The sequence below is a fragment of the Vibrio sp. V23_P3S9T160 genome, from assembly GCF_963886625.1.
GTDB classification, from domain to species: Bacteria; Pseudomonadota; Gammaproteobacteria; order Enterobacterales; family Vibrionaceae; genus Vibrio; species Vibrio anguillarum.
In genome coordinates, this window is record NZ_CAWPDB010000139.1 from 1 (window position 1) to 26976 (window position 26976).

A 26976-nucleotide genomic window follows, 5' to 3' on the forward strand; every position below is an offset into this window, starting at 1 on the left:
AGTAAGTCAGACAAAGTCTCAACGTTGCTAGGTTTCCAATCATTAATTATGTTTAGAGCTTGAGAAACATCCATAAAAAAATCCAAGTGCATTAAATACACTTGGATTTTGACAGCTCTGAAGGATCGTTCAACCGATCACTTTGGCCTTAACTGATCGGCATTACTCATGATGAGCGGCTTTTTAATCGTTCATTTGTTAGCTGTTAGCTACGCTTAACAGGACGCTTCCAACCATTGATCTTGCGCTCTTTCGCGCGAGTGATGACTAACTCACCTTCAGCAACGTTACTGCTTAGCGTAGTACCAGCACCAATCGTTGCACCATTGGCGATCGTTACAGGAGCAATCAACTGGCTGTCTGAACCGACAAACACATCATCACCGATTGTGGTTTTGAATTTATTGACACCATCGTAATTACAAGTGATAACGCCAGCTCCGACATTAACACGCTGGCCAATTTCAGCATCACCAAGATAAGTTAAGTGATTGGCTTTTGAACCTTCACCCAAACGAGTATTTTTTACTTCCACGAAGTTACCTACGTGCGCATCATTACGCAGTTCAGCACCAGGACGTAAACGGGTAAAAGGCCCAACGGTACAGTTTTCTGCAACGGTTGCCCCTTCAATGACGCTGTATGGGCGGATCACTGTGTTGTCATCAATTTCGCAATCTTTAAGCACGCAACCCATGCCGATAATTACGTTATCACCCAAAGAGACATTTCCTTCGATGATGACGTTTGCATCAATCTCAACATCCATCCCACACTGTAATTCACCACGCAGATCAAAACGCGTAGGATCACGTAGCATCACACCTTGTTCTAATAGCTTTTTCGCTTGTGTTGCTTGATAAGCACGCTCTAAACGAGCCAGTTGAGCGCGATCATTTACTCCTTCCACTTCAATAGAGCTGGCAGGATGAACAGCCTCAACTGCGCGGCCTTCATTGTGCGCGGCAGCGATAACATCTGTCAGATAATATTCGCCTTGTGCGTTCTCATTACTTAAGCCTGACAACCAGCGCTTGAGATCGCGCCCCGTTGCCACCATCACGCCCGTATTGATCTCTTTAATTAACTTTTGCTCATCAGTGGCATCTTTTTGTTCAACAATTGCCACCACAGGGCCATGCTTACGCACGATACGGCCATAACCGGTTGGGTTATCCAGTACCACTGTCAGCAAGGCTATTCCATCATTAGGCTGTGCATCTAACAAGCTTTCCACGGTTTCTTCCGAGATCAATGGAACATCACCGTACAACACGAGGATCTTCTCATCGTCTTGGAAATGAGGCGAGGCTTGATCAACGGCATGGCCAGTTCCTAATTGATCCGCTTGCAGCACCCAGTTAACCGACTCTTCGGCAAGCGCTTGCTGCATTTGCTCACCACCATGACCATAAACCAAGTGGATATTTTGGGCACCTAAGCTATTGCACGTATCAATTACGTGTTTCACCATTGGCTTACCCGCCAGTGTGTGCAGCACTTTAGGCATATTAGAATACATTCGAGTACCTTTACCTGCTGCGAGGATCACTGCGCTAAATTTCATTGACAACCTATTGACGTTAAAAAAGTTAAGCCGCATTTTAGCGGTAATTAAAGAGATAGTTAATTTAACTAAATAATTTTCTGTTAAAAAATAAGCAAAAAGGCGACCTATAGGTCGCCTTTTTACATCACGTCTTAATTATAAAACACATTAACGACGTTTTTTGGTCAGCTCGATAACTCGTAACTGAGCCATGGCTTTAGCCAGTTCACTGGCCGCTTGTGCGAAGTTCATATCGCCATGCTGATTTGAAATATTCTCTTCAGCTTTGCGTTTGGCTTCTTCTGCCTTAGCTGCGTCTAGTTCTTCACCACGAATTGCCGTATCAGCCAGTACTGTAGCAGTACCCGGTTGCACTTCGACAATACCACCCGAAACATAAATAATTTCTTCGTGGCCGTGTAGCTTAACGATACGCACCATACCAGGCTTAATAGCGGTCAGCAGCGGTGTGTGACCATGGAAAATTCCCAGTTCACCTTCGCTACCGGTCACCTGAAACGTTTCGACTTGGCCAGAGAAGATTTTCTTCTCTGCACTGACGACGTCTAGGTGAAAGGTTATTGCTGCCATATCGCCTCCTAGTTAGCCTTATAGCTTCTTAGCATTCTCAATCGCATCGTCGATAGTACCGCAGTACATAAACGCTTGCTCTGGAATGTCATCGTATTCACCAGATAGAAGACCTTTGAAGCCACGTAGCGTCTCTTTTAGAGGTACGTAAACACCAGGGTCACCTGTAAATACTTCAGCTACGTGATAAGGCTGAGTTAGAAAACGTTCAATCTTACGTGCACGTGATACAACTTGCTTATCCGATTCAGACAACTCGTCCATACCCAAGATCGCAATGATGTCTTTCAGCTCTTTGTAGCGCTGAAGCGTCTGCTGAACGCCACGAGCGATGTCGTAGTGCTCTTGACCTACGACGAGTGGGTCTAGCTGACGAGACGTTGAATCGAGTGGGTCGATCGCTGGGTATAGGCCCATTGCTGCGATGTTACGGTTAAGTACAACCGTTGCATCCAAGTGCGCGAACGTTGTGGCTGGAGACGGGTCCGTCAAGTCATCTGCTGGTACATATACCGCCTGTACAGACGTGATAGAACCTTGCTTAGTTGACGTAATACGCTCCTGAAGCACACCCATTTCTTCTGCAAGAGTAGGTTGGTAACCTACCGCTGAAGGCATACGACCTAGCAGTGCTGATACTTCCGTACCGGCAAGCGTGTAACGGTAGATGTTATCGATGAACAGAAGTACGTCACGACCTTCGTCACGGAAACGTTCTGCCATTGTCAAACCCGTCAGTGCAACACGTAGACGGTTGCCTGGTGGCTCGTTCATCTGTCCGTAAACCATCGCTACTTTTGATTTTTCAGGCTCTTCGATGTTTACAACACCTGCTTCCTGCATCTCATAGTAGAAATCGTTACCTTCACGAGTACGTTCACCAACACCCGCAAATACTGAAAGACCTGAGTGTTGCAGTGCGATGTTGTTGATAAGTTCCATCATGTTAACGGTCTTACCTACACCTGCACCACCAAATAGACCGATTTTACCACCCTTAGAGAATGGACAAACCAAATCGATTACTTTTACACCGGTTTCAAGAAGAGCAGTTTCGTTTGATTGCTCTTCATAGCTTGGAGCTGGACGGTGGATAGAGTAAAGCTCTTCCGCACCGATTTCACCACGCTCATCAATCGCATCACCAAGCACGTTCATGATACGACCTAAAGTCTTAATACCGACTGGTACTGAAATTGGAGCGCCAGTATTTTCAACTACCAAACCACGACGTAAACCATCAGAGCTACCCATTACGATTGCGCGAATCACGCCACCGCCAAGCTGCTGTTGAACTTCAAGAACGAGACGTTCTTTTGAATCCACAACATTCAGAGCATCGTAAACACTTGGTACTTCGCCCTGTGGGAACTCTACGTCGACTACCGCACCGATGATCTGTACGATCTTACCTGTAGCCATCGTTAATCCTCTAAACTGTTTGTTTTACCTAAGCTTAAACCGCTGCTGCACCAGAAACGATTTCCGATAGTTCTTGTGTAATCGCCGCCTGACGGGCTTTGTTATACACAAGCTGTAAATCATCAATCAAGTTGCTTGCGTTATCGGTAGCTGCTTTCATCGCAATCATTCGAGCAGCTTGCTCACAAGCAAGATTCTCAACCACACCCTGATAAACCTGAGACTCTACATAACGCAGCAATAGTGCATCGAGTAGAGGCTTTGGTTCAGGCTCATAGATGTAATCCCAAGAATGTTCGCGTTTCATCTCTTCGCTATTCGATCTAGGCAAAGGTAGTAATTGATCGATCGTTGGTTCTTGAACCATAGTATTCACAAATTTGTTGAACACTACGTATAGGCGATCCAACTCACCTGCATCATATTTCTTCAGCATAACACCAACGGAACCGATCAAATCTTCCAAGGTTGGGCTATCGCCCAAACCAGAGACTTGAGCAGCGACTTTAGCGCCACTGTTTCTAAAGAAAGCCGTTGCCTTTGAGCCCACAATTGCCAGCTCAACCTCAGCACCTTTCTCCGACCAATCTTTCATGTCATGTAGAGCTTTTTTGAACAAGTTCACGTTCAAACCACCACACAAACCACGGTCTGTTGAAATAATGATGTAACCAACACGTTTGGCTTCGCGCTCTTCTAGATAAGGATGACGATATTCTAGATTTGCACTCGCCACATGACCGATCACTTTACGCATTGTTTCAGCGTATGGACGAGAAGCTTCCATGCCGTCTTGCGAACGACGCATTTTTGAAGCTGCTACCATTTCCATCGCTTTCGTAATTTTCTGCGTGCTTTTAACACTACCGATTTTATTACGTATCTCTTTTGCGCCGGCCATCGTTTTACTCTCTTTTAAGGTAATCCGTTATTGGTCAGTGGTGACCCTAAGGTCACCCACCAATTACCAGGTCTGGGTTGCCTTGAAATCGTCAACCAGTTTCTTGAACTGAGCTTCGATTTCATCGTTATAAGCACCCGATTTGTCGATATCTTTTACAAGATCAACATATTGACCACGAGCATACGACAGTAGAGCAGATTCAAAATCAGCCAGTTTATTCAACGCAACATCATTTAAATAACCACGCTCTGCCGCAAAGATAACCAACGCTTGGTCAAACACAGACATCGGAGCATATTGTTTCTGCTTCATCAGCTCTGTTACTTTCTGACCATGGTTTAGCTGTCTCTTCGTCGCTTCATCAAGATCTGACGAGAACTGAGCAAATGCAGCAAGTTCGCGGTACTGTGCAAGCGCGGTACGGATACCACCTGACAGTTTCTTGATGATTTTCGTCTGAGCGGCACCACCTACACGAGATACTGAAATACCAGGGTCAACGGCTGGGCGAACACCCGCGTTGAATAGTTCAGTTTGTAGGAAGATCTGACCATCGGTAATCGAGATTACGTTAGTCGGTACGAATGCTGAAACGTCACCCGCTTGTGTTTCAATGATAGGTAGCGCGGTTAAAGAACCGGTTTTACCTTTCACTTCACCCTTAGTGAAACGTTCTACATACTCTTCGCTAACACGAGCAGCACGCTCAAGTAGACGAGAGTGGAGATAGAAAACGTCACCTGGGAATGCTTCACGGCCTGGTGGGCGTTTGAGTAGTAGTGAGATCTGACGGTAAGCAACCGCTTGTTTAGATAAGTCATCATAAACAATCAGTGCATCTTCACCGCGATCGCGGAAGTATTCACCCATTGCACAACCTGCATATGGCGCAAGGTATTGCAACGCCGCTGATTCAGAAGCCGATGCAACAACCACAACTGTGTTTGCAAGCGCGCCGTGCTCTTCTAATTTGCGTACTACGTTAGCGATAGTTGAGGCTTTTTGGCCAATCGCAACATAGATAGAGTAAATACCGGAATCTTTTTGGTTAATGATTGCGTCGATCGCCATGGCTGTTTTACCAGTTTGACGGTCACCGATGATAAGTTCACGTTGGCCACGACCGATTGGGATCATAGAGTCAACTGACTTATAGCCGGTTTGTACTGGTTGATCGACTGATTTACGGTCGATTACACCAGGTGCAATCATTTCAACAGGTGAAGACAATTTCGCTTCGATAGGACCTTTACCATCGATAGGCTGACCGAGTGTATTCACTACGCGACCTAACAATTCAGGACCAACTGGCACTTCAAGAATACGGCCAGAACCTATTACTTTCATGCCTTCCTTAAGGTCAGCATATGGGCCCATGACAACCGCACCAACCGAGTCACGCTCAAGGTTAAGTGCAAGTGCATAACGGCCACTCGGTAATTCAATCATTTCACCTTGCATCACGTCCGCTAGGCCGTGAATGCGAATGATACCATCGCTTACCGATACGATAGTACCTTCATTGCGAGCTTCACTAACAACGTCGAAAGATTCGATACGTTGTTTAATTAGATCGCTAATTTCCGTGGAATTAAGTTGCATGCTCCAATCCCCATCAAGACTGTAATGCATCGCTCAGGCGGTTTAAACGACCGCGGGCTGAGTTATCGATGACAAGGTCTCCGGCTCGAATTATAACCCCACCAAGTAGGGTCTCATCTATACTGCAATTCAGCTGAACTTTGCGTTCAAGACGCTGCTCAAGTTTGGTGCTGATATTGACAAGCTGTTCATCAGAAAGCTCAGTTGCTGAAATCACTTCAACATCCATCTGCTTCTCATGCTCTTGTTTCAGAGCAAAGAACTGTTCACTAACATCAGGAAGAGCCTTTAATCGGCCATTCTCAGCCATCACCTTTAACAGGTTATGGCCATAAACATCAAACTGTTCGCCACAAATTGCGATGAAAATTTCCGCTAATTTCTCAGCCGAAACAGAGCCCGTTAGTAGCTCTTTCATTTGCTCGTTCTTTGCGACCTCGGCAGCAAAAGCTAACATCTGACCCCATTGGTCAAGTTGCTTTTTCTCTACCGCAAAATCGAATGCTGCTTTAGCATAGGGGCGTGCAATTGTAGTCAAATCAGACATAAAGCGCCCCCATCCTTAAAGTCTTGCAGTAATGTTGTCGAGAATATCTTTGTGCGCATCTTTATCGATAGAACGCTCAAGGATTTTCTCAGCACCAGCTACAGCCAGAGTTGCAACTTGTTTACGCAGCTCATCGCGGGCACGGTTACGTTCAGATTCAAGTTCAGCTTCCGCTTGAGCAAGGATTTTCTGGCGTTCCGCCTGAGCTTCCTCACGTGCTTCGTCTAAAATTTGAGCTTTACGTTTATTTGCCTGTTCGATGACCTCAGTTGCAGTGCGCTTCGCTTCTTTCATTTGTTCAGAAGCGTTGGCTTGTGCTAGATCCAAGTTTTTAGCAGCGCGCTCAGCGGCTGAAAGACCGTCAGCAATTTTCTTCTGACGCTCTTCGATCGCATTCATGATTGGCGGCCATACATATTTCATGCAGAACCACACAAACAGTGCAAACGCGATTGCTTGACCTAGCAGAGTTGCGTTCATATTCACAACAGCTACCCCTCTATTTGTTCACCAACGAAAAGTATTAATCAACGACAAATCATCAATTTGTGTGATCGGTTGATTAACCTAGTTGACCAACAAATGGGTTCGCGAAAGTGAATAGAAGCGCAATTACGATACCGATCATAGGAACCGCATCAAGTAGACCCGCGATGATAAACATCTTAACTTGTAGCATAGGAGCCATTTCTGGTTGACGAGCAGCACCTTCAAGGAATTTACCGCCTAGAAGTGCGAAACCAATCGCTGTACCAAGAGAAGCAAGACCGACGATAATACCTACGGCGATTGCAGAAAAGCTCAGTAAAGTTTCCATTACTATCTCCAATTTATAGTTGTTGGCTTATGTGCCCAAATAAAAAGCTTTAAAAAATTAATGATCACTATCTTCGTGTGCCATTGATAGATAAACAATAGTCAGCATCATGAACACGAAAGATTGAATCAGAATTACCAGAATATGGAAAATCGCCCACGGTAGTGAACCCATCCATTGTAGCCACCATGGTAGCATCGCTGCGATAAGAATAAATACCACCTCACCTGCGAACATGTTACCGAATAGACGCATACCGAGTGAGAGAGGTTTCGCAAGTAACGATACCACTTCAATAAGTAGGTTAAACGGAATCATGGTCCAGTGATTGAATGGATGTAGAGCTAATTCTTTCGCAAAACCACCTAGGCCTTTCACTTTGATGCTGTAGTAAATCATCAGAGCAAATACGCCTAGAGCCATAGCCATGGTGATATTCACATCAGCTGACGGAACCACTTTTAGATAAGGGATACCAAGCCAATGTTGTGCTGGATACGGTAAGAAATCGATGGGCACTAAGTCCATGATGTTCATTAACAATACCCAACAAAAGATAGTCAGTGCCAGCGGTGCTATAAGTGGATTGCGTCCATGAAAGGTGTCTTTGACGTTTTGATCGACAAATTCTACCAATATTTCAACAAAACACTGCAGCTTACCGGGTACACCCGCTGTTGCTTTCTTTGCTACAGAGCGAAATATCCATAGGAATATTAAGCCAGTAAACAAGGAAAAAAACAGGCTATCGATATGTACGTTCCAGAAACTCGTCTCACTAATTGACAGCCCCAAATCGTAATGCTCAGAAATCTTCGCAAGAGAGAGGTTCGTCAAGTGGTGTTCAATGTATCCGGACGATGTTAGCGCTTCACCTGGCGCAGCCATAACTCATCCTATTTTTTGTTGTTAATGAATAGCACTGGCGCACAGATATTAATACCTAGAGCCAGCAAATAGGTTAGTTTGAGGGGAACGAGTTCCACCTGCATATACATGTAGGCAACACAGAACAGTGCAACTGTGATGAGGATCTTGAGTACTTCGCCAGTGTAGAAAGAGGCCGCGACTTGCTTCGCAGCACGAGCTCCACTAAACATAAAAGCACACAGCGCAAAAACCGCATTGGCAATGACAAAGATGCCACCCCCAATCAGCGCAGAAAAGCCCCATTCAGCATTTACAGCTACCGCCATCCCTGCCGCCACAAAAATAACCGCGCCAGACTGGATCATTAACAATCGCTTAGCAAGCTCTCGTCCTGGTCTAGCCAACGCAGCTACCATGTATTCGTACCTCTAGTAATATCCTCAGCTCATCTACAACATAGGGCTGGGAAATTGGCGAAAATTATACGGTGAGTCGAACTGATTGCAATTGAAAGACAGCAAAAAGTTACAATTTTGTTTACAAACCGACAACTTTCAAATAAAAAAACGTTTTTTGCATAATTGACTTAAATCAATTATCTCATTTAGCTTTCTAGCTTGGCAATTAGTTGCTCTAATTTGTGAGGCTCATCAAGACTAATCGTCATTTTGGCTTTGCCACCTTTTGAACGAATGATCGACACTTTAGCCCCTAACATTTCACTCAATCTTTGTGACATTTGTTGTGCATCTAAGTCTTCCGATGCCGATCCGTCCTCAGAAGGCTGTGTTAGACACTTTTTCACTAATTGCTCAGTTTGTCTCACGGTCAGCTGTTTTGCGGCCACACGTTGTGCAATTTCAATTTGTTGATCGCCTTCGAGCATCAATAATGCTCGTGCATGGCCCATTTCAAGTTGCTTGGTTTCCACTAAACGCTTCACGCCATCCGCCAATTGATTTAAGCGTAATAAGTTACTCACGGTAGTGCGTGATTTACCAATCACATCAGCCACCTGTTGGTGAGTGAGCTTAAATTCGTCTTGCAACCGCTCTAAAGCTTGTGCTTCTTCAATCGCATTCAAATCTTCGCGTTGAATATTTTCTATCAGTGCCATCGCAATCGCAGCGCGATCTTGGACATTTTTGATCAAACAGGGCACTTGCTTTAAACCTGCTTGTTTTGCAGCGCGCCAACGGCGTTCACCTGCAATAATTTCATAGCCGCCAAGCTCTAAACGTCTTACTACGATCGGCTGGATAATACCTTGCGATTGGATAGACGCAGATAGCTCTTCCAACGCTTCTGCCGACATATCTTTACGTGGTTGATACATGCCAGGTTTCAAATTTGATACCGCGATATCCATTAATTCGCCATCAGAAGAGAGTGCTTGGCTATGTGAGGCGGCTTGCTCCTTTTCACGAGCAAGAGAACTGGTTGCGAGCAATGCATCCAATCCTTTTCCTAAACCACGTTTAGTCATGTAGACGAATTCCTTTAGTTGAGATTATGCGGGTATTTCTTCTCGACGAAGCATTTCGCCAGCTAAGGCGAGATACGCTTTTGCCCCAGCTGAATACTTGTCGTAGTACATTGCTGGTTTGCCATAACTTGGCGCTTCAGCAAGACGGACATTACGAGGAATAACGGTGCGATAGACTTTGTTTCCAAAGTGCTTTTTCAGTTGATCGGATACTTCATTGGCTAGGCGATTACGCGGATCGTACATCGTTCGAAGTAACCCTTCGATTTTCAGGTTTTCGTTGACTACCGCGGCTAACTTGCTGATGGTATCCATTAACGCCGTTAAACCTTCTAATGCAAAATACTCACATTGCATTGGCACTAACACAGAATCCGCTGCGGCCATGGCGTTGATTGTAAGAAGATTTAAAGAAGGAGGACAATCAATAAAGATGAAATCATAGTTATCACGAACTGGCGCGAGGGCATTTTTCAAACGCACTTCGCGAGCAAAGACTTCCATTAATTTGATTTCAGCGGCTGTCACGTCTCCGTTTGCCGCAATCAAATCGTAGTGTCCCGTTGTTTTGCGACACACGACTTCATCAAAAGGGGTGTCTTCGACCAACAATTCGTACGCGGTTGCATCTACTTGATACTTATCAACACCACTGGCCATCGTTGCATTGCCTTGTGGGTCGAGATCGATCACTAAAACTTTACGCTTAGTCGCCGCCATAGAGGCCGCTAAGTTAATGCACGTTGTTGTTTTTCCTACGCCACCTTTCTGGTTGGCGATTGCTACGATTTTGCCCACGGTATGCCTCGCTGTTATCCCTTGCGAGATAAGATTACAAGATGACGGTCACCTTCCAACTCAGGAACTTTCAAAGCTTTGACATCAGTCACAGAACACCACTCAGGTAGTGTGGCTATTTCCTCATCTGGCCGTTGTCCTTTCAGGGCTAAAAATCGGCCCGATGTTTCTTTTGGTAAATGGTGACACCATTCCACCATATCGAGCATTGAAGCAAACGCACGGCTCAGTACGCCATCAAATTTTACTTCAGGCTGAAACTCTTCGACTCGACTTTGAATCGCGGTCACATTTTTAATATCAAGCTCATGCAGAACTTGTTTAATAAAACGAATGCGCTTACCTAAACTATCGAGTAAGTAAAAGGTTTTATCAGGATTCATGATAGCGAGAGGTATACCAGGTAAACCGGGCCCAGTACCAACGTCGATAAAACGCTCACCCTGTAAGTGAGGACTTACCACTATACTATCTAAAATATGTTTCACCAACATATCCATAGGATCGCGCACTGAGGTGAGATTGTAGGCTTTGTTCCATTTATTCAGCAGTTCCACGTAACCGACTAATTGGCTACGTTGCTGCTCATTGACCTCGAGATCGGTTTGACCAATTAAATCATCGAGACGCGTTCTTAACTCGCTCATGCGGCGTCTTCCCCTTTCTTCAGTACACCTTGCTTTTTCAAATAAACCAATAAGATAGAAATAGCAGCTGGTGTAATACCAGAAATACGAGAGGCAATACCAACCGTTTCAGGTTTGGCATTGTTAAGCTTAAGGATCACTTCGTTGGACAAGCCTTTGACCTGTTTATAGTCAAGATCCAGCGGCAATTTAGTGTGCTCATGGCGCAATGATTTGTCGATCTCATCTTGCTGACGCTGAATATAACCATCGTATTTGATTTGAATTTCAACTTGCTCAGCCGCTTCACTATCGTTCAATGCTGGTGCAAATGACTCAAGCGACGTGAGCTGTTGATAGGTGATTTCAGGTCGACGTAGTAGATCTTCACCACTTGCTTCACGAGACATGGGTGTTTTGAGCAACGCATTCAGTGCATCAACACCAACGGAGTTCGGGTTCATCCACGTTTGTTTCAAACGTTGACGCTCGATTTCCATGTTTTCCATTTTTTGATTAAAACGCGCCCAGCGCGCATCATCGACTAAACCTAACTCTCTGGCTTTTTCGGTTAAACGCAAATCGGCATTATCTTCGCGTAGCAGTAAGCGATATTCAGCGCGAGAGGTAAACATACGATAAGGTTCTTTGGTACCCATAGTGGAAAGATCATCGATCAACACGCCCATGTAAGCTTGATCACGGCGTGGACTCCAGCCTTCTTTTTCTTGGCTAAATAAGCTTGCATTCAAACCAGCCATTAACCCTTGCGCTGCCGCTTCTTCGTATCCGGTGGTGCCGTTGATTTGACCAGCAAAGAACAAACCACTGATGAATTTGGTTTCATAGGTTTGTTTTAAATCTTGTGGATTGAAAAAATCGTACTCGATGGCGTAACCCGGACGAACAATATGTGCGTTTTCAAACCCTTTCATTGAGCGAACGATCTGCACTTGTACATCAAACGGTAAGCTGGTGGAAATACCGTTAGGGTAGAGTTCTGTCGTGGTCAAACCTTCAGGCTCGATAAAAATTTGATGGCTATTTTTGTCGGCAAAACGCATGACTTTGTCTTCGATCGATGGGCAGTAGCGTGGGCCGATACCTTCGATGACACCTGCGTACATCGGACTACGATCAAGATTGGCACGGATCACATCATGCGTTTTATCGTTGGTATGCGTGATGTAGCATGGTATTTGACGTGGATGCTGTTCACGTTGTCCCATGAAGGAAAAAACAGGCGTTGGGTTATCACCGTGTTGTGTTTCTAACACTGAGAAGTCCACGCTGCGCGCATCGATCCTTGGTGGCGTACCCGTTTTTAAACGATCGACTCGAAACGGCAGTTCACGTAAACGTTGCGCTAATGCGATCGATGGAGGATCTCCTGCGCGGCCTCCTGAGAAGTTTTCAAGACCAATGTGGATCTTTCCACCAAGGAAGGTGCCTACCGTCAATACCACCGCTTTGGCGTGGAATTTGAGGCCCATTTGAGTCACAACGCCCATTACACGATCATTTTCAACGATAAGATCATCGACCGCTTGTTGGAACAAAGTTAAGTTTGGCGTGTTTTCAAGCACATCACGCACATACGATTTGTAAAGCGCACGATCTGCTTGGGCTCGAGTCGCTCGAACCGCTGGCCCTTTTGAGGCATTGAGTGTTCTAAATTGAATACCTGCATGATCAATCGCTTGTGCCATTAGACCGCCCATGGCATCGACTTCTTTAACCAGATGTCCTTTACCAATTCCGCCAATCGCAGGATTGCACGACATCTGTCCTAGAGTCTCAATGTTATGAGTAAGCAATAGCGTACTTTGACCAGTACGAGCTGCAGCGAGAGCGGCTTCCGTTCCAGCATGGCCACCACCGACCACAATGACGTCAAATTTTTCGTGATAAAGCATGAACCGACCTCAGGTATTCAATGAAGCATGGACTGACAAAAGAGGCGTATTCTACCTGCTTTCCACTGGCTAGAAAATCGCTTTTCTGCTTTTTTAATCTGAGCTTGGTAAGTTAATAATATATAAGATCTATATAGAGATCTTTTATTAGATCTATTATTAGGATCGAGCATATCTGTGGATAACCGATAAATGATCAACAAGATCATGGTTTTTAAGAGGATCACAAGCTGTGATCCTGACATGATCTAATCGTGTATTAGCTGGGATCAAAAAGGCTAGTTACACACAGGGTCGTAAAATGCATAAGTTATTAATTGGATAACTATAGGTTAATCACCGAATAACAGCATAGTTATACACATTAAAATATTTAAAATGGACTTAACTTTTCTATGGCGAGTATTGAGACAGTTATACACAGAGCTTAAGAGTACAAAAAAGCGGCTCACAGGCCGCTTGGTGACTTTATGCCATTCGCTAGAATTGTTCGATGTGCTGTTTGAGCCATACTTCAGCGGCATCTTCAGGAACGGAATATTCTAATATATCTATGGTGAAACAGTCGCTAATTGGCGTTGCACCTATATCCTCAAGCAGTTGATATGCATGCTTACCTGCTGCGCAAAACGTGTCATAGCTTGAATCGCCAAGTGCTACCACGGCATATTTTAACTCGCTCGTGTTCGGTGGTGTTGATTGCAAAGAAGCGATAAAAGGTTGGATATTGTCTGGGTAGTCACCCGCTCCATGCGTGGAGGTGACAATGAGCCAAGTCCCTTGTGCGGGGAGTTCACTTAAGTTGGGTTGGTTGTGGATAGTCGTAGTATAACCTTGCTCTTGCAGTAGATCGTTGAGATGATCGGCGACATATTCAGCGCCTCCTAAGGTGCTGCCAGTGATGATATGGATCATGAGATATTCCTATAATTAAGAGTGATCAAGCTTCTCACTGCGATCATTTGCCAATACAGAACGACGAAAAGATGCGCCCTAACAAGTCATCGGAGCTAAATTCGCCCGTTATCTCGTTTAGATGTTGCTGCGATAAACGCAGTTCTTCCGCTAAGATTTCACCGGCCATGTAGCCTTCGAGCTGCTGCTGACCAATAATGAGGTGCTGTGCGGCGCGCTCTAGCGCGTCCAAATGGCGTCGTCTGGCCATAAAACCGCCTTCATTGCCCCCAGCAAAGCCCATGCACTCTTTGAGATGAGTGCGCAGAGCATCAACTCCCTCTCCAGTTTTTGCCGACAGGCGGATTAAGGTTGGAGAATTCACATGACAGATACCGAGCGATTCTTTGGTTTGATCGACTTTGTTGCGGATCACCGTCATGCCGATGTTTTCAGGCAATCGATCGACAAAATCTGGCCAGATTTCTTTCGGATCGGTGGCAGCGGTGGTGGTGCCGTCAACCATAAAGAGTACACGATCTGCTTTTGCTATTTCATCCCAAGCACGCTCAATGCCTATTCTTTCGACTTCGTCATTGGCATCACGTAGGCCAGCGGTATCGATGATATGCAGTGGCATGCCATCGATGTGGATGTGCTCTCTCAGTACGTCACGCGTGGTTCCTGCGATGTCGGTGACGATTGCTGAATCTTTGCCTGAAAGCGCATTCAATAGACTCGATTTGCCCGCGTTAGGACGCCCTGCTATCACCACTTTCATCCCTTCGCGTAAAATGGCCCCTTGATTGGCCTCTTTGCGCACAGCGTCTAATTTGTCGATGATATTTTGCAGATCTGCGGCAACTTTACCATCGGCAAGAAAATCGATCTCCTCTTCAGGAAAATCAATCGCTGCTTCAACGTAAATTCGCAGGTGGATTAGGGAATCGACCAAGGTGTGAATGCGTTTGGAAAATTGACCTTGCAATGAATGCAGGGCGGATTTGGCCGCTTCTTCAGAGCTGGCGTCAATCAAATCGGCAATCGCTTCCGCTTGGGTTAAATCCATTTTGTCGTTTAAAAACGCACGCTCAGAAAATTCACCCGGGCGCGCTGCGCGCAAGCCACTGATAGCCAAAATGCGTTTGATCAGCATATCCATGACGACCGGACCGCCGTGTCCTTGTAGTTCGAGCACATCTTCGCCGGTAAAGGAGTGAGGGTTAGGAAAATAGATCGCGATGCCTTGGTCAAGTTCGGTGCCATCTTGATGCTTAAAAGGCAAGTATTCCGCATAACGAGGTTTTAGCGTTTTCCCGGTTACTTCAAGCGCGACTTGAGCGGCTTTCGGGCCTGAGACGCGAATAATCCCCACGCCACCTCGGCCTGGAGCGGTTGCTTGAGCAACAATGGTGTCTGTAGACATAAGGGTACCTAACATAGGGGTGTATGAGCGCAATTGTAATCAGCCAAAAACAAAAAGGCGACCAAAAGGTCGCCTTTGTTTCACTTGTCAGTGTGACTTCTTGCTGAAGTGGCTACTTAGAGTGTAAGCCTTTTTTCTCCAGCGCTTTGTAAATCAAGGTTTGCTGGATCAAGGTAACGATGTTCGATACCAACCAGTAAATCACTAAACCTGATGGGAAGAACAAGAAGAAGAATGTAAACATAACCGGCATAAAGGTCATGATCTTCTGTTGCATCGGGTCAGTGACTGTCGTCGGGCTCATTTTCTGGATCATAAACATACTCACACCCATCAGCAGTGGCAAGATGTAGTATGGGTCTTGTGCTGAAAGGTCATGAATCCAACCAAAGAAAGGTGAATGACGCAGTTCAACCGATTCCATTAATGACCAGTAAAGCGCAATGAAGATAGGCATTTGCAGGAAGATAGGTAAACAACCACCGAGTGGGTTTACTTTCTCTTTCTTATACAGCTCCATCATTTCTTGGCTCATGCGTTGGCGGTCATCGCCGATGCGCTCACGCATTGCTTGCAGCTTCGGTTGCAGCATGCGCATTTTTGCCATAGAGGTGTATTGTGCTTTGGTCAGTGGGTACATTGCACCACGAACAATGAAGGTTAAGCAGATGATCGCTACACCCCAGTTGCTAACGAAGCTTTGAATGAATGAAAGCAACATGTGTAGTGGTTTTGCAATAAACCATAACCAGCCGTAGTCGACAACTAGATCAAGATTTGGCGCAACAGCAGCCATCTCATCTTGCAGTTTTGGACCCACCCAAAGTGTGGCTAAGAATGTTGCTTTTTCACCGTTGGCGATGGTTTTATTTGGCATGCGAACACCAATATCACCTAAGTTGCCAATTACGCGAGTGTATAAGTTTGACCCTGCTGCATCACGTGGGATCCACGCGCTGGCAAAGTAGTGTTGGATCATCGCCGCCCAACCTTCACCGTTAACCAAAGGCAGTGACAAGTTACGATCTTGCATATCATCGAAACTGTATTTCTTATAACGTGTATCTTGTGTTGAGTAAGCACCGCCACGGTAAGTTGGCATAGCCAAGCTGCCACCAGCGTCCAATAAATTTTGGCGTAGGTGTGCATACATACCCAGTGTCGCGTTATTACCAGATTGGTTGACTACATCAAATTCAACATCCAAGGCGTAGCTGCCACGTTTAAGGATGAAGGTTTTGGTGTATTCAAGGCCATTGGCTTGATAAGTCATGGGAATGCGCAGTTCGTCTTGACCATCCGCTAGAGCAAAGGTGTCGGCGCTAACAGTATAGTTTGGACGATTGTTGCTGCTTAAATCGATCCCTTGCGGTCCGACTAAACCACTTTGCGCGATAAACTGGTGACCAGGAATGTCTTTAAGTAGCACAAATGGGTCTTCTGAATTGAGTTCAGCATCGTACTTATTCAGCTCGGCCTTCACTACATCACCACCTACCGTGTCAATTGACAGAGTCAGTACATCAGTCTTGACGGTGATGGTTTTTGCAGACGCATTGGTTACTGCTGGTGCTGGGTCTAACTCATCAGCCATAGATGGTGCAGTTAAAGTGCTGCTATTTTGTGCCTGCTCAACCGCTTGAGGTGCTGGGTTCTTTGCTACTTGCCATTGCTGGAAAAGTAAAAAAGAAACGAGTGCCAAGGCGATTAACAGGATATTACGTTGAGAATCCATCGTTAATTATCTCTGTCTTGTTTTTGGACTGGTGGCGGAACGGGGTCAAAACCCCCTTCGTTCAAAGGGTGGCATTTTAATAGACGTTTGCCTGATAACCAACACCCTTTTACAAAACCGTGAGCTTTCAACGCTTCTATCGCATAGTTTGAACAGGTTGGAGTAAAACGACAGCGTGGTCCAAGCAGAGGACTGATGATTCCTTGGTAAAGACGGACGAATCCGATTGCTAACCACGCGAAGGGCGAGACAGGCGATGCCATAATTTTTCAAATAGTTTGAACATTTCTTCATTGCTTAAATCTTGCGCGCTCTTTTTCGCAATCACAACAAAATCTTTGTTAGGAAGTTGATGCTGTTTATTACGGAAGCTTTCGCGAGCGAGGCGTTTGAAGCGATTACGGCCAACAGCTGTTTTGATCTGTTTTTTGGGGACGGCCAACCCTAACCTTGGGTGGGTAAGAGCGTTTTCGCGAGCAATGATAGTGAAATGGGGGGAGCCTGCGCTGTGCGCTTGCTGGAAGACTTTTTTATAATGTTCGGGAGTTAACAAACGTAACTCCCGATTGAACGCGTACGTATTCAAAATAATCGCGAATTATTTTGACAGGCGCGCGCGGCCTTTAGCACGACGTGCATTAATAACCTTACGGCCATTCTTAGTTGCCATGCGTGCACGGAAACCGTGAGTACGCTTGCGCTTTAGAACGGTAGGTTGAAAAGTGCGTTTAGACATGTGTAATTACCTTACTGATCAGTAGTTTTTAGGTTCAAATAAACCCGGCGTGGGCATATTTTCGCTTCTTTATAGAAAGAAAGGAATCCGACGCCTCTCAACAAAGAGGCGGAATTGTAATCACTGTCACAATAAGTGTCAACGATTGGGTTCACTAAAATTCCGGTCGGGGGATTATACGCAGTCTCCTTTAAATCACAAGGATCCTTCGTCGATCCCCACCTGATTTAAAAATTTCTTGAGCTTAGGATCCTGTGGATTACCAAAGATATCCTGTGGAGAGCCTTGCTCTACAATTTGCCCATCAGCCATGAAGATCACGCGATCGGCTACCTCCTTTGCAAACTGCATCTCATGGGTAATCACCAGCATTGTTTGGTGATGAGTGGCTAATTTCTTCATTAAAGCAAGCACTTCGCCAACCCATTCAGGATCAAGTGCTGATGTAGGTTCATCAAATAGCAGTAATTCTGGTTGTAGCGCCATCGCACGACCGATCCCAACGCGCTGCTGCTGGCCACCAGAAAGCGCTGCGGGATAACTCTCTCCTTTATCCCCAAGACCGATGTCATCCAAAATCTGCTGTGCACGGGTCAGGGCGAGATCTTTTTTCCAACCGTGCACCGTAATGAGCCCTTCGGCGACATTTTGCCTCGCCGTCATATGAGCAAACAGCGCGTAGTTTTGAAAAACAAAGCCTGTTTTTCTGCGCAGTGCTAATACATCTGCTTTGGTCTGTTGCTGGGTGTCGACGGTGACATCATCAATAGTAATGGAGCCTTGGTCTGCGCGTTCTAGGAAGTTGACGCAGCGCAGTAAGGTCGATTTACCGGTACCGCTTGAGCCAATAATGACGATGATTTCACCTTTTTCTATTGCTAAGCTGATGCCTTTGAGCACTTCAGTCTCGCCAAAGCGCTTATGAATATTATCGAGTTTAATCATCGTACATACGCCTTATTGAGTCTCTCTTCAGCCCAAATTTGTACCCGAGTCAGTACCACCACTACGGCCCAGTAAATTAATGCAACGGCGAGGAAAGCTTCAAAGAAGCGAAAGCTTGACGAAGCTTCCATCTGCGCTCTGGCCATGATCTCAGCGACTCCTAATGTAAAAGCTAATGAGGTCGATTTGATCATATCAATGAAGTAATTCATTAATGATGGCAACGCGATACGAGTAGCTTGCGGCAAAATAATGCGGCGCATTGCTTGGCTTGTGGTCATACCCACAGACAAACTCGCTTCCATTTGGCTGCGATCAATACCCAAAATGGCGGCGCGAATACTTTCTGCCATATAAGCGGCGAAGTGAAGAGTTAGCCCGATCACCGCGGCGCTAAATGCATTTAAACCGACCATCCACGGTAACACTTGTGGCAGACCATAGTAGAGTAGAAATAGTTGTACCAGCAGGGGAGTACCGCGGAAAAAGCTGATATACAGCTGGCTTAGCGGATCCAAAATGGGCACTTTGAACACACGAATATTGGCTAAAATGACCGACAGGATCAAAGCAAACACTAAGCCCCAAGTCGCCATCTCCATGGTGGTGCCTAAATACCTGAGCAGTATTGGCATCAGCTCAAGCATATAGTGAAAATCAAATCCCATCGGCTTACCTTTTTAAAACAAAAAAGGTGGAATATGTGGTTCCACCTCAATCCTATCTTTTGATAATAGGGGAATTTACTTATTGGTGATATCGGCAGCAAACCATTTTTCAGAAATCGCACTTAGTGTGCCATCAGCGCGCATCGAGGCTAACGCTTGATTCACTTCAGCTTGCAGTTTTTGGCCTTGCTCGTTGTTAACAAACGGCCAAGCGTTTTCAATGGTTTCAAAAGGGTGACCAGCCAATTGCAACGGTAAGCCCGTTGTTTTAATCAATTCCAGAGCCGAAAGGCGATCCATCACAAACGCATCGGCACGGCCAAGAGCAACGTCATGTTCAATGCCAGTATCGTAAGTTTTGATGATGATTTTATTGTCTTTGTCAAAGCTGCGCAGTAGCTGCTCGAAGTTTGAGCCTAAATTGACCGCGACCGTTTTGCCAGCAAGATCGTCAATCCCTTTAATGCTGTCATTACCTTTGCGAACGGTAATTTGTGCACCGTCGATGACATACGGGTCAGCAAATAAGTATTTCGCTTTACGTGCTTCTGTGACGGTGATTTGGTTTGAAATGGTATCAATTCGGCCAGTTTCAAGCAGGCCAAAGAGACCGGAGAAATTAGCCGTAACATATTTTACATCGTAATCATTGCGTTTACCTATCTCATCCCAAACATCCACTTCAAAGCCTTGCAGCTTGTCTTGTTTGACAAAAGTGAATGGAAAATAGCGCCCTGACATGCCGACTTTTATTTCCGTTGCCGCGTGTACGCTTGCAGCGGATAGTGCAATTGCAGTAATGGCGACTTTAACCCAGTTTTTCATCTTGAAACTCCTTATATTTATAGAGAGGAATGTTACTGGTAAAGCACTCAATAGAATAAATAACCAGTAGTTATTAACCATAACCGAACATAGTGACACAATTGGGGATAAGTATAGAGGATCCTTGTATATGTGGATCATCGTGTGGGTAAAGTGGTGCTAATTGTGAAGATCGACAAAAATCAAGCGCAAATTGTGTGAATAACTTCGATCTTATTCACTGGATCACGGATCAATCGCTGGCGATCTTGGTTATCAACAGGTAAAATCGCCAGTCTTTTCGATCATTTACTTAGGGTGAGGGCAACCGTGTCATCTTCGCTTTGGTTGCAATGTTTGCAACAGCTTCAAGAAGAGTTACCAGCAGCGGAATTCAGCATGTGGGTACGTCCGTTACAAGCGGAGCTCAATGACAATACTCTCACTTTATTCGCCCCAAACCGATTTGTGCTTGATTGGGTGCGCGATAAATACATCAACAGCATCAACCGACTACTGCAAGAGCATTGTGGCCACGATACCCCGAACCTGCGTTTTGAAGTGGGTAGTCGCCGGGTCAGCGCGCCTAAAGCTGCTCCCGTTCGTACTCAAGCGGATGTCGCGGCTGAATCTTCAGCTCCTGCACAGTTACAAGCGCGTAAACCAGTACATCGTACGTGGGAAAACGACACGGTTGTGGCAGACATCAATCACAGATCAAACGTTAACCCTAAACATAAGTTCAATAACTTCGTTGAAGGTAAATCGAACCAACTTGGTTTGGCTGCAGCGCGTCAAGTTTCCGATAATCCCGGCGCGGCCTATAACCCACTCTTCTTATACGGTGGTACAGGGCTAGGTAAAACACACTTATTGCACGCCGTTGGTAATGCGATTGTTGATAACAACCCGAATGCGAAAGTGATTTACATGCACTCAGAGCGTTTCGTGCAAGATATGGTGAAAGCGCTGCAAAATAATGCGATTGAAGAGTTCAAACGCTATTACCGCAGTGTTGATGCACTCTTGATCGATGATATTCAATTCTTTGCTAATAAAGAGCGTTCGCAAGAAGAGTTCTTTCATACCTTTAACGCATTGCTTGAAGGTAACCAACAAATCATTTTGACTTCCGACCGCTATCCGAAAGAGATCAATGGGGTGGAAGATCGCCTGAAATCTCGTTTTGGTTGGGGTTTGACGGTTGCGATTGAGCCACCAGAGCTTGAAACGCGTGTCGCGATTTTAATGAAGAAGGCAGAAGATCACCAAATTCATCTTGCCGATGAAGTTGCCTTTTTTATTGCCAAACGCTTACGTTCCAACGTGCGTGAATTGGAAGGTGCACTAAACCGTGTTATCGCCAACGCTAACTTTACTGGCCGTCCGATCACCATCGATTTTGTGCGTGAAGCGCTGCGTGACTTATTAGCTTTGCAAGAAAAATTGGTCACCATTGATAACATTCAAAAGACCGTGGCGGAATACTACAAAATTAAAGTGGCGGATTTGCTTTCTAAACGTCGCTCTCGTTCGGTTGCTCGTCCACGCCAGTTGGCGATGGCACTGGCTAAAGAGCTGACTAACCACAGCTTGCCTGAAATTGGTGATGCGTTTGGTGGCCGAGATCATACGACAGTGCTGCACGCTTGCCGTAAAATCCAGCAGTTACGTGAAGAGAGCCACGACATCAAAGAAGACTATTCGAATTTAATTCGTACCCTGTCTTCTTGATGCACAACCTTCTTATATCAGCTATTTTAACCCTCACATTTGGGGTTGCCCGATAACATCGTAAGAGCTAACTATGAAATTTACTATTGAACGTAGCCACTTCATTAAGCCACTTCAGCAAGTATCTGGAACATTAGGCGGACGTGCGACTTTGCCAATTCTTGGTAATTTGTTGCTCAAAGTGGAAGAGAACGTGCTGTCGATGACGGCGACCGATCTTGAAGTCGAACTGATTAGCCGTGTGACACTTGAAGGTGAGTGCGAAGCAGGAAGCATCACTGTCCCTGCGCGTAAATTTTTAGATATTTGTCGCGGCTTGCCCGATAGCGCCGTGATCACTGTGGTATTGGAAGGCGATCGCATTCAGATGCGTTCTGGCCGTAGCCGTTTCTCTCTGGCAACCTTACCTGCCAGTGACTTTCCTAATATTGAAGATTGGCAAAGTGAAGTGGAAGTGTCGCTCACTCAGGCAGAACTGCGCAGTTTAATTGAGAAAACCCAGTTTTCGATGGCTAACCAAGATGTGCGTTATTACCTGAACGGTATGCTATTTGAAATCGACGGTTCAACCTTGCGCTCTGTGGCAACCGATGGACACCGTATGGCGGTTTCGCAAACGGCACTCAGCGCGGATTTTGCCAATAAACAGATCATCGTGCCGCGTAAAGGGGTACAGGAACTGGTCAAGTTACTTGATGCGCCAGAACAGCCGGTTGTGCTGCAAATTGGTAGCTCAAATTTGCGCGCCCAAGTGAATAATTTCATCTTCACTTCTAAGCTGGTTGATGGCCGCTTCCCTGATTATCGCCGCGTTATGCCGCAGCAAACGACCAAAACCTTAGAAACGGGCTGTGATGAGTTACGTCAGGCATTTTCTCGTGCCGCGATTCTCTCAAATGAAAAGTTTCGCGGGGTACGGGTTAATCTTGCGGATAATGAAATGCGCATTACCGCCAACAACCCAGAGCAAGAAGAAGCGGAAGAGTTGTTGGATGTCACCTTTGAAGGCGACGCCATCGAAATCGGTTTTAACGTCAGCTATGTGCTCGATGTACTGAATACATTACGTTGTGAACAGGTTCGTGTATCGATGTCTGACGCCAACGCCAGTGCGCTGATTGAAAATCGCGATGACGACAGCGCGATGTATGTTGTCATGCCGATCCGACTTTAAGTTTGCGCAATGCCGCTGACTCGTTTAATCGTCCAACAATTTCGCAATATTAAAGCCTGTGATATCCCATTATCATCAGGCTTTAACTTTCTTATTGGCCCTAATGGCAGCGGCAAAACCAGTGTATTGGAAGCTATTTACTTGCTGGGACATGGTCGCTCGTTCAAAAGCGCCTTAACCGGACGCGTCATACAAAATGAGTGTCAGGAGCTGTTTGTGCATGGGCGTTTTTTGACCTCGGATCAATTTGAGCTACCGATTGGCATTAATAAGCAGCGTGACGGTTCAACAGAGGTTAAAATAGGCGGTCAATCTGGGCAAAAACTGGCGCAACTGGCACAAGTTTTACCTTTGCAATTGATTCATCCGGAAGGGTTTGATCTGCTCACCGATGGACCAAAACAACGACGTGCATTTATTGATTGGGGGGTATTTCATAGTGAACCTGCCTTTTATGATGCATGGGGGCGTTTTAAGCGCCTCAATAAGCAGCGCAATGCGTTGTTAAAAACGGCAACCCATTATCGTGAACTCAGTTATTGGGATCAGGAGATGGCGCGCTTGGCTGAACAAATCGATGCATGGCGCACACATTATGTGACGCAAATGAAGTGTGTTGCCGAGGCGTTGTGTCGCAGTTTTTTGCCAGAATTTGATGTGCAAATGAAGTATTATCGTGGTTGGGAAAAAGAGACGCCCTATCAACAAATCCTCGAGAAAAACTTCGAACGCGATCAATCGCTAGGCTACACATTCAGTGGCCCGAACAAAGCGGATTTAAAAATAAAGATCAATGGAACACCGGTTGAAGATGTTCTATCACGCGGTCAGCTTAAATTAATGGTGTGTGCACTGCGCGTCGCACAAGGACAACACTTAACCGAGCTGACAGGTAAGCAATGCATCTATTTAATTGATGACTTTGCTTCCGAATTAGATAGCCATCGTCGTAAGCGTTTAGCGGATTGCTTAAAATCGACGGGGGCACAAGTTTTTGTAAGTTCTATTACGCAAGGCCAAGTTGCAGACATGATTGAGTCAAACAGCAAGATGTTTCATGTGGAACATGGCACAATAGAGCACGGATAAAATAGTGAGAGAGTAACTCATGTCGAATAATTACGATTCATCGAGTATTAAGGTACTGAAGGGTCTGGACGCGGTTCGTAAACGTCCAGGAATGTACATCGGCGACACGGATGATGGCACCGGTCTGCACCACATGGTTTTTGAGGTGGTGGATAACTCAATTGATGAAGCGTTGGCAGGTCACTGTAAAGACATCGTAGTGACTATTCACGAAGACAATTCAGTTTCAGTTAGCGATGATGGCCGTGGTATTCCTACCGACCTTCACGAAGAAGAACAAGTTTCTGCCGCGGAAGTTATTATGACGGTTCTGCATGCGGGCGGTAAATTTGATGACAACTCATACAAGGTTTCGGGTGGTCTGCACGGCGTCGGTGTGTCCGTTGTCAACGCGCTGTCTGAAAAAGTGCTACTGACTATCTATCGTAACGGCGCTATTCACACACAAACTTATTGTCACGGTGTGCCACAAGCGCCGTTGGCTGTGGTGGGTGAAACCGATAAAACAGGGACAACCCTGCGTTTTTGGCCAAGTGCTGAAACCTTTACCAACATTGAATTCCATTACGATATTTTAGCTAAGCGTCTGCGTGAGCTCTCTTTCCTAAACTCTGGTGTATCCATCAAACTGTTTGATGAACGCGAAGAAGACAAAAAAGACCACTTCAGATATGAAGGTGGTATTAAAGCGTTTGTTGGCCATTTAAACCGCAATAAAACGCCAATCCATGAAAAAGTATTCCATTTCAGCTCTGAGCGTGACGATGGGATTACCGTAGAAGTGGCGATGCAGTGGAACGATGGTTTCCAAGAAAACATTTACTGCTTTACCAACAATATTCCTCAACGTGATGGTGGTGCCCACTTAGCGGGTTTCCGTGGGGCGTTAACTCGTACCCTAAACACCTTCATGGATAAAGAAGGCTTCTCGAAAAAAGCGCAAGCGGCGACCTCGGGTGATGATGCCCGTGAAGGCTTAACCGCGGTGGTTTCAGTGAAAGTGCCGGATCCTAAGTTCTCTAGCCAAACTAAAGATAAATTGGTTTCATCCGAGGTTAAATCTGCGGTTGAGTCAGCAATGGGTGAGAAATTGGCGGAGTTTTTGGCTGAAAACCCAAGTGAAGCCAAAATGGTCTGTTCAAAAATCATTGATGCGGCTCGTGCTCGTGAAGCGGCGCGTAAAGCGCGTGAAATGACACGTCGTAAAGGTGCGTTAGATCTTGCCGGTTTGCCGGGTAAACTCGCCGATTGCCAAGAAAAAGATCCTGCACTATCTGAACTGTACATAGTGGAAGGGGACTCTGCTGGCGGTTCTGCCAAGCAGGGACGCAACCGTAAAAACCAAGCGATTTTGCCACTGAAAGGTAAAATTCTTAACGTTGAAAAAGCACGTTTCGACAAAATGCTTTCTTCGCAAGAAGTAGCAACGCTTATCACCGCATTAGGCTGTGGCATTGGCCGTGATGAATATAACCCAGACAAACTGCGTTATCACAACATCATCATCATGACCGATGCGGACGTCGACGGTTCGCACATCCGTACGCTACTGTTGACCTTCTTCTATCGTCAAATGCCTGAGCTGATTGAGCGTGGCTACATCTACATTGCTCAACCGCCTTTGTATAAAGTGAAAAAAGGCAAGCAAGAGCAGTACATCAAAGATGAAGATGCGATGAACCAATACCAAGTTGCTTTGGCATTGGATGGTGCCTCATTGCATGTTAACCCTCAAGCGCCAGCATTAGCAGGTGAAGCGTTAGAAACCTTGGTTAAGCAATACAATATCGCCATTAAGCTGGTGGAGCGTATGAGTCGCCGCTACCCTTACGCCTTGATCCATGAATTCATCTATATGCCGCGTATCATTGTTGATCAATGCGCTGATTCTGCAGTAGTAGAAGCGTGGGGCAAACAGCTGGTAGAGCAGTTAAATGCGAAAGAAGTTGGCGCAAGCCAATACAGCATTGAAACTGAGCACAATGCAGAGCTTGGTATTTATCAGCCTAAGATTGTAGTGCGCACTCATGGTGTAACGCACCAACATCTATTAAGTGCTGATTTGCTCAATTCGAAAGAGTACAGCAAGCTGGCGGACCTTTCTGAAGCACTTTATGGCTTAGTTGAAGAAGGGGCTTACATTCAACGTGGCGAGCGTATTCAACCTGTCGATAACTTTGTTGATGCGTTGAACTGGTTAATTAAAGAGTCTCGTCGTGGCCTAAGCCTACAACGCTACAAAGGTCTAGGTGAAATGAACCCAGATCAGCTGTGGGAAACGACGATGGATCCTGAATCTCGCCGTATGCTGCAAGTCACGATTGAAGATGCTGTTGGTGCTGATGAACTGTTTACCACCTTGATGGGTGATCAAGTTGAGCCGCGTCGCGCATTCATCGAAGAGAACGCCTTAAAAGTTGCCAACCTCGATGTCTAAGTCGTTGCTATAAAGCAAATCCCAAAAACACCGTTTCGCAAGAGCGGTGTTTTTTTTATGGTCAATACAAAGTCACCCAACGTGGGAGCAACCATTTTTAGCATCAACACTTTCTACTTATCTTAGGTTGCCTTCAAGGATAAAAGGTCATAAACGTTTTTTTATTGGGATTTTCTCTCAATAAAAAAAAGTATCTACTATTTTAT

The 26976-nt window shown here is 45.6% G+C and carries 27 protein-coding genes; 4 read left to right on the forward strand and 23 right to left on the reverse strand.

Going from position 1 to position 26976, the window contains the following annotated elements; all coding sequences use genetic code 11:
* Window positions 1-205 precede the first annotated feature (205 nt).
* The 23 genes from glmU to AACU59_RS12365 form a co-directional block, all read right to left on the reverse strand.
* Window positions 206-1567 carry a bifunctional UDP-N-acetylglucosamine diphosphorylase/glucosamine-1-phosphate N-acetyltransferase GlmU gene (gene glmU, locus AACU59_RS12255; protein ID WP_026029111.1) on the reverse strand — a complete coding sequence of 454 codons (1362 nt, stop codon included), beginning with the start codon at window positions 1565-1567 and terminating at the stop codon, window positions 206-208.
* A gap of 150 nt (window positions 1568-1717) precedes the next feature.
* The gene (locus AACU59_RS12260; RefSeq protein ID WP_013855597.1) at window positions 1718-2140 is read right to left on the reverse strand and encodes a F0F1 ATP synthase subunit epsilon; all 423 of its coding nucleotides are present in this window, start codon (window positions 2138-2140) and stop codon (window positions 1718-1720) included.
* Window positions 2141-2158: 18 nt separating this feature from the next.
* The gene (gene atpD / locus AACU59_RS12265; RefSeq protein ID WP_010319968.1) at window positions 2159-3562 is read right to left on the reverse strand and encodes a F0F1 ATP synthase subunit beta; all 1404 of its coding nucleotides are present in this window, start codon (window positions 3560-3562) and stop codon (window positions 2159-2161) included.
* A 34-nt stretch (window positions 3563-3596) separates the two neighbouring features.
* Window positions 3597-4463: a F0F1 ATP synthase subunit gamma gene (gene atpG / locus AACU59_RS12270; protein WP_013855594.1), complete on the reverse strand. Its 867-nt coding sequence runs from the start codon at window positions 4461-4463 to the stop codon at window positions 3597-3599.
* Window positions 4464-4526: 63 nt separating this feature from the next.
* Window positions 4527-6068: a F0F1 ATP synthase subunit alpha gene (atpA, locus tag AACU59_RS12275; protein WP_094145486.1), complete on the reverse strand. Its 1542-nt coding sequence runs from the start codon at window positions 6066-6068 to the stop codon at window positions 4527-4529.
* Between the two features lie 13 nt (window positions 6069-6081).
* The gene (gene atpH, locus AACU59_RS12280) at window positions 6082-6615 is read right to left on the reverse strand and encodes a F0F1 ATP synthase subunit delta (protein WP_088729310.1); all 534 of its coding nucleotides are present in this window, start codon (window positions 6613-6615) and stop codon (window positions 6082-6084) included.
* 15 nt (window positions 6616-6630) lie between these two features.
* On the reverse strand, window positions 6631-7101 hold the full coding sequence (gene atpF, locus AACU59_RS12285) for a F0F1 ATP synthase subunit B (RefSeq protein ID WP_013855591.1): 471 nt from the start codon (window positions 7099-7101) through the stop codon (window positions 6631-6633).
* Between the two features lie 76 nt (window positions 7102-7177).
* Entirely contained in the window at window positions 7178-7432 is a 255-nt protein-coding gene (gene atpE, locus AACU59_RS12290) for a F0F1 ATP synthase subunit C (protein ID WP_002540812.1), read from the reverse strand.
* A 57-nt stretch (window positions 7433-7489) separates the two neighbouring features.
* A complete protein-coding gene (atpB, locus tag AACU59_RS12295) occupies window positions 7490-8320 on the reverse strand; it encodes a F0F1 ATP synthase subunit A (protein WP_013855589.1) in 831 nt (276 codons plus the stop codon).
* 8 nt (window positions 8321-8328) lie between these two features.
* The gene (locus AACU59_RS12300; protein WP_013855588.1) at window positions 8329-8718 is read right to left on the reverse strand and encodes a F0F1 ATP synthase subunit I; all 390 of its coding nucleotides are present in this window, start codon (window positions 8716-8718) and stop codon (window positions 8329-8331) included.
* Window positions 8719-8906: 188 nt separating this feature from the next.
* Window positions 8907-9788 (reverse strand): ParB/RepB/Spo0J family partition protein, encoded by an 882-nt coding sequence (locus tag AACU59_RS12305; RefSeq protein ID WP_017044113.1) that lies wholly within the window; start codon window positions 9786-9788, stop codon window positions 8907-8909.
* A gap of 24 nt (window positions 9789-9812) precedes the next feature.
* Complete coding sequence (locus AACU59_RS12310) at window positions 9813-10586, reverse strand: ParA family protein (protein WP_013855586.1); 774 nt, start codon at window positions 10584-10586, stop codon at window positions 9813-9815.
* Between the two features lie 14 nt (window positions 10587-10600).
* Window positions 10601-11233 carry a 16S rRNA (guanine(527)-N(7))-methyltransferase RsmG gene (gene rsmG, locus AACU59_RS12315; RefSeq protein ID WP_017047815.1) on the reverse strand — a complete coding sequence of 211 codons (633 nt, stop codon included), beginning with the start codon at window positions 11231-11233 and terminating at the stop codon, window positions 10601-10603.
* Window positions 11230-13128 (reverse strand): tRNA uridine-5-carboxymethylaminomethyl(34) synthesis enzyme MnmG, encoded by a 1899-nt coding sequence (gene mnmG / locus AACU59_RS12320; protein ID WP_010319957.1) that lies wholly within the window; start codon window positions 13126-13128, stop codon window positions 11230-11232. The genes rsmG and mnmG overlap by 4 nt, the downstream gene beginning before the upstream one ends.
* Before the next feature lie 480 nt (window positions 13129-13608).
* Complete coding sequence (gene mioC / locus AACU59_RS12325; RefSeq protein ID WP_013855584.1) at window positions 13609-14043, reverse strand: FMN-binding protein MioC; 435 nt, start codon at window positions 14041-14043, stop codon at window positions 13609-13611.
* 43 nt (window positions 14044-14086) lie between these two features.
* Entirely contained in the window at window positions 14087-15448 is a 1362-nt protein-coding gene (mnmE, locus tag AACU59_RS12330) for a tRNA uridine-5-carboxymethylaminomethyl(34) synthesis GTPase MnmE (RefSeq protein ID WP_094145680.1), read from the reverse strand.
* A gap of 112 nt (window positions 15449-15560) precedes the next feature.
* Window positions 15561-17183: a membrane protein insertase YidC gene (yidC, locus tag AACU59_RS12335; RefSeq protein ID WP_017046370.1), complete on the reverse strand. Its 1623-nt coding sequence runs from the start codon at window positions 17181-17183 to the stop codon at window positions 15561-15563.
* A 2-nt stretch (window positions 17184-17185) separates the two neighbouring features.
* Window positions 17186-17446 carry a membrane protein insertion efficiency factor YidD gene (gene yidD / locus AACU59_RS12340; RefSeq protein ID WP_010319953.1) on the reverse strand — a complete coding sequence of 87 codons (261 nt, stop codon included), beginning with the start codon at window positions 17444-17446 and terminating at the stop codon, window positions 17186-17188.
* Window positions 17413-17769, reverse strand: coding sequence for a ribonuclease P protein component (gene rnpA / locus AACU59_RS12345; RefSeq protein ID WP_026027667.1), 357 nt, complete (start codon window positions 17767-17769; stop codon window positions 17413-17415). Before rnpA ends, yidD begins: the two co-directional genes overlap by 34 nt.
* Window positions 17770-17781: 12 nt before the next feature.
* Window positions 17782-17919: a 50S ribosomal protein L34 gene (gene rpmH, locus AACU59_RS12350; protein ID WP_010319951.1), complete on the reverse strand. Its 138-nt coding sequence runs from the start codon at window positions 17917-17919 to the stop codon at window positions 17782-17784.
* Between the two features lie 195 nt (window positions 17920-18114).
* Complete coding sequence (locus tag AACU59_RS12355; RefSeq protein ID WP_094145679.1) at window positions 18115-18864, reverse strand: amino acid ABC transporter ATP-binding protein; 750 nt, start codon at window positions 18862-18864, stop codon at window positions 18115-18117.
* Window positions 18861-19532 (reverse strand): amino acid ABC transporter permease, encoded by a 672-nt coding sequence (locus AACU59_RS12360; protein ID WP_010319949.1) that lies wholly within the window; start codon window positions 19530-19532, stop codon window positions 18861-18863. Before AACU59_RS12360 ends, AACU59_RS12355 begins: the two co-directional genes overlap by 4 nt.
* A gap of 75 nt (window positions 19533-19607) precedes the next feature.
* Window positions 19608-20357 (reverse strand): amino acid ABC transporter substrate-binding protein, encoded by a 750-nt coding sequence (locus AACU59_RS12365; protein ID WP_026027668.1) that lies wholly within the window; start codon window positions 20355-20357, stop codon window positions 19608-19610.
* Window positions 20358-20666: 309 nt separating this feature from the next.
* Between AACU59_RS12365 and dnaA the strand changes: the two genes are divergently transcribed.
* From dnaA to gyrB, 4 genes are all read left to right on the forward strand, one after another.
* Window positions 20667-22070, forward strand: a complete 1404-nt coding sequence (gene dnaA, locus AACU59_RS12370; protein WP_010319947.1) for a chromosomal replication initiator protein DnaA — start codon at window positions 20667-20669, stop codon at window positions 22068-22070.
* 73 nt (window positions 22071-22143) lie between these two features.
* The gene (gene dnaN, locus AACU59_RS12375; protein ID WP_088720678.1) at window positions 22144-23244 is read left to right on the forward strand and encodes a DNA polymerase III subunit beta; all 1101 of its coding nucleotides are present in this window, start codon (window positions 22144-22146) and stop codon (window positions 23242-23244) included.
* Between the two features lie 9 nt (window positions 23245-23253).
* Window positions 23254-24333 (forward strand): DNA replication/repair protein RecF, encoded by a 1080-nt coding sequence (recF, locus tag AACU59_RS12380; protein WP_088720679.1) that lies wholly within the window; start codon window positions 23254-23256, stop codon window positions 24331-24333.
* Window positions 24334-24352: 19 nt separating this feature from the next.
* Window positions 24353-26770, forward strand: coding sequence for a DNA topoisomerase (ATP-hydrolyzing) subunit B (gene gyrB, locus AACU59_RS12385; protein WP_094145678.1), 2418 nt, complete (start codon window positions 24353-24355; stop codon window positions 26768-26770).
* The last annotated feature ends 206 nt before the right edge of the window (window positions 26771-26976 follow it).

Excerpts from the sequence above, each read along its gene's own strand:
- glmU (WP_026029111.1), bottom strand. The coding sequence starts at position 1,567 with ATGAAATTTAGCGCAGTGATCCTCGCAGCAGGTAAAGGTACTCGAATG.
- AACU59_RS12260 (WP_013855597.1), bottom strand. The coding sequence starts at position 2,140 with ATGGCAGCAATAACCTTTCACCTAGACGTCGTCAGTGCAGAGAAGAAA.
- atpD (WP_010319968.1), bottom strand. The coding sequence starts at position 3,562 with ATGGCTACAGGTAAGATCGTACAGATCATCGGTGCGGTAGTCGACGTA.
- atpG (WP_013855594.1), bottom strand. The coding sequence starts at position 4,463 with ATGGCCGGCGCAAAAGAGATACGTAATAAAATCGGTAGTGTTAAAAGC.
- atpA (WP_094145486.1), bottom strand. The coding sequence starts at position 6,068 with ATGCAACTTAATTCCACGGAAATTAGCGATCTAATTAAACAACGTATC.
- atpH (WP_088729310.1), bottom strand. The coding sequence starts at position 6,615 with ATGTCTGATTTGACTACAATTGCACGCCCCTATGCTAAAGCAGCATTC.
- atpE (WP_002540812.1), bottom strand. The coding sequence starts at position 7,432 with ATGGAAACTTTACTGAGCTTTTCTGCAATCGCCGTAGGTATTATCGTC.
- atpB (WP_013855589.1), bottom strand. The coding sequence starts at position 8,320 with ATGGCTGCGCCAGGTGAAGCGCTAACATCGTCCGGATACATTGAACAC.
- AACU59_RS12300 (WP_013855588.1), bottom strand. The coding sequence starts at position 8,718 with ATGGTAGCTGCGTTGGCTAGACCAGGACGAGAGCTTGCTAAGCGATTG.
- AACU59_RS12305 (WP_017044113.1), bottom strand. The coding sequence starts at position 9,788 with ATGACTAAACGTGGTTTAGGAAAAGGATTGGATGCATTGCTCGCAACC.
- rsmG (WP_017047815.1), bottom strand. The coding sequence starts at position 11,233 with ATGAGCGAGTTAAGAACGCGTCTCGATGATTTAATTGGTCAAACCGAT.
- mnmG (WP_010319957.1), bottom strand. The coding sequence starts at position 13,128 with ATGCTTTATCACGAAAAATTTGACGTCATTGTGGTCGGTGGTGGCCAT.
- mioC (WP_013855584.1), bottom strand. The coding sequence starts at position 14,043 with ATGATCCATATCATCACTGGCAGCACCTTAGGAGGCGCTGAATATGTC.
- mnmE (WP_094145680.1), bottom strand. The coding sequence starts at position 15,448 with ATGTCTACAGACACCATTGTTGCTCAAGCAACCGCTCCAGGCCGAGGT.
- yidC (WP_017046370.1), bottom strand. The coding sequence starts at position 17,183 with ATGGATTCTCAACGTAATATCCTGTTAATCGCCTTGGCACTCGTTTCT.
- yidD (WP_010319953.1), bottom strand. The coding sequence starts at position 17,446 with ATGGCATCGCCTGTCTCGCCCTTCGCGTGGTTAGCAATCGGATTCGTC.
- rpmH (WP_010319951.1), bottom strand. The coding sequence starts at position 17,919 with ATGTCTAAACGCACTTTTCAACCTACCGTTCTAAAGCGCAAGCGTACT.
- AACU59_RS12355 (WP_094145679.1), bottom strand. The coding sequence starts at position 18,864 with ATGATTAAACTCGATAATATTCATAAGCGCTTTGGCGAGACTGAAGTG.
- AACU59_RS12360 (WP_010319949.1), bottom strand. The coding sequence starts at position 19,532 with ATGGGATTTGATTTTCACTATATGCTTGAGCTGATGCCAATACTGCTC.
- AACU59_RS12365 (WP_026027668.1), bottom strand. The coding sequence starts at position 20,357 with ATGAAAAACTGGGTTAAAGTCGCCATTACTGCAATTGCACTATCCGCT.
- dnaN (WP_088720678.1), top strand. The coding sequence starts at position 22,144 with ATGAAATTTACTATTGAACGTAGCCACTTCATTAAGCCACTTCAGCAA.
- recF (WP_088720679.1), top strand. The coding sequence starts at position 23,254 with ATGCCGCTGACTCGTTTAATCGTCCAACAATTTCGCAATATTAAAGCC.
- gyrB (WP_094145678.1), top strand. The coding sequence starts at position 24,353 with ATGTCGAATAATTACGATTCATCGAGTATTAAGGTACTGAAGGGTCTG.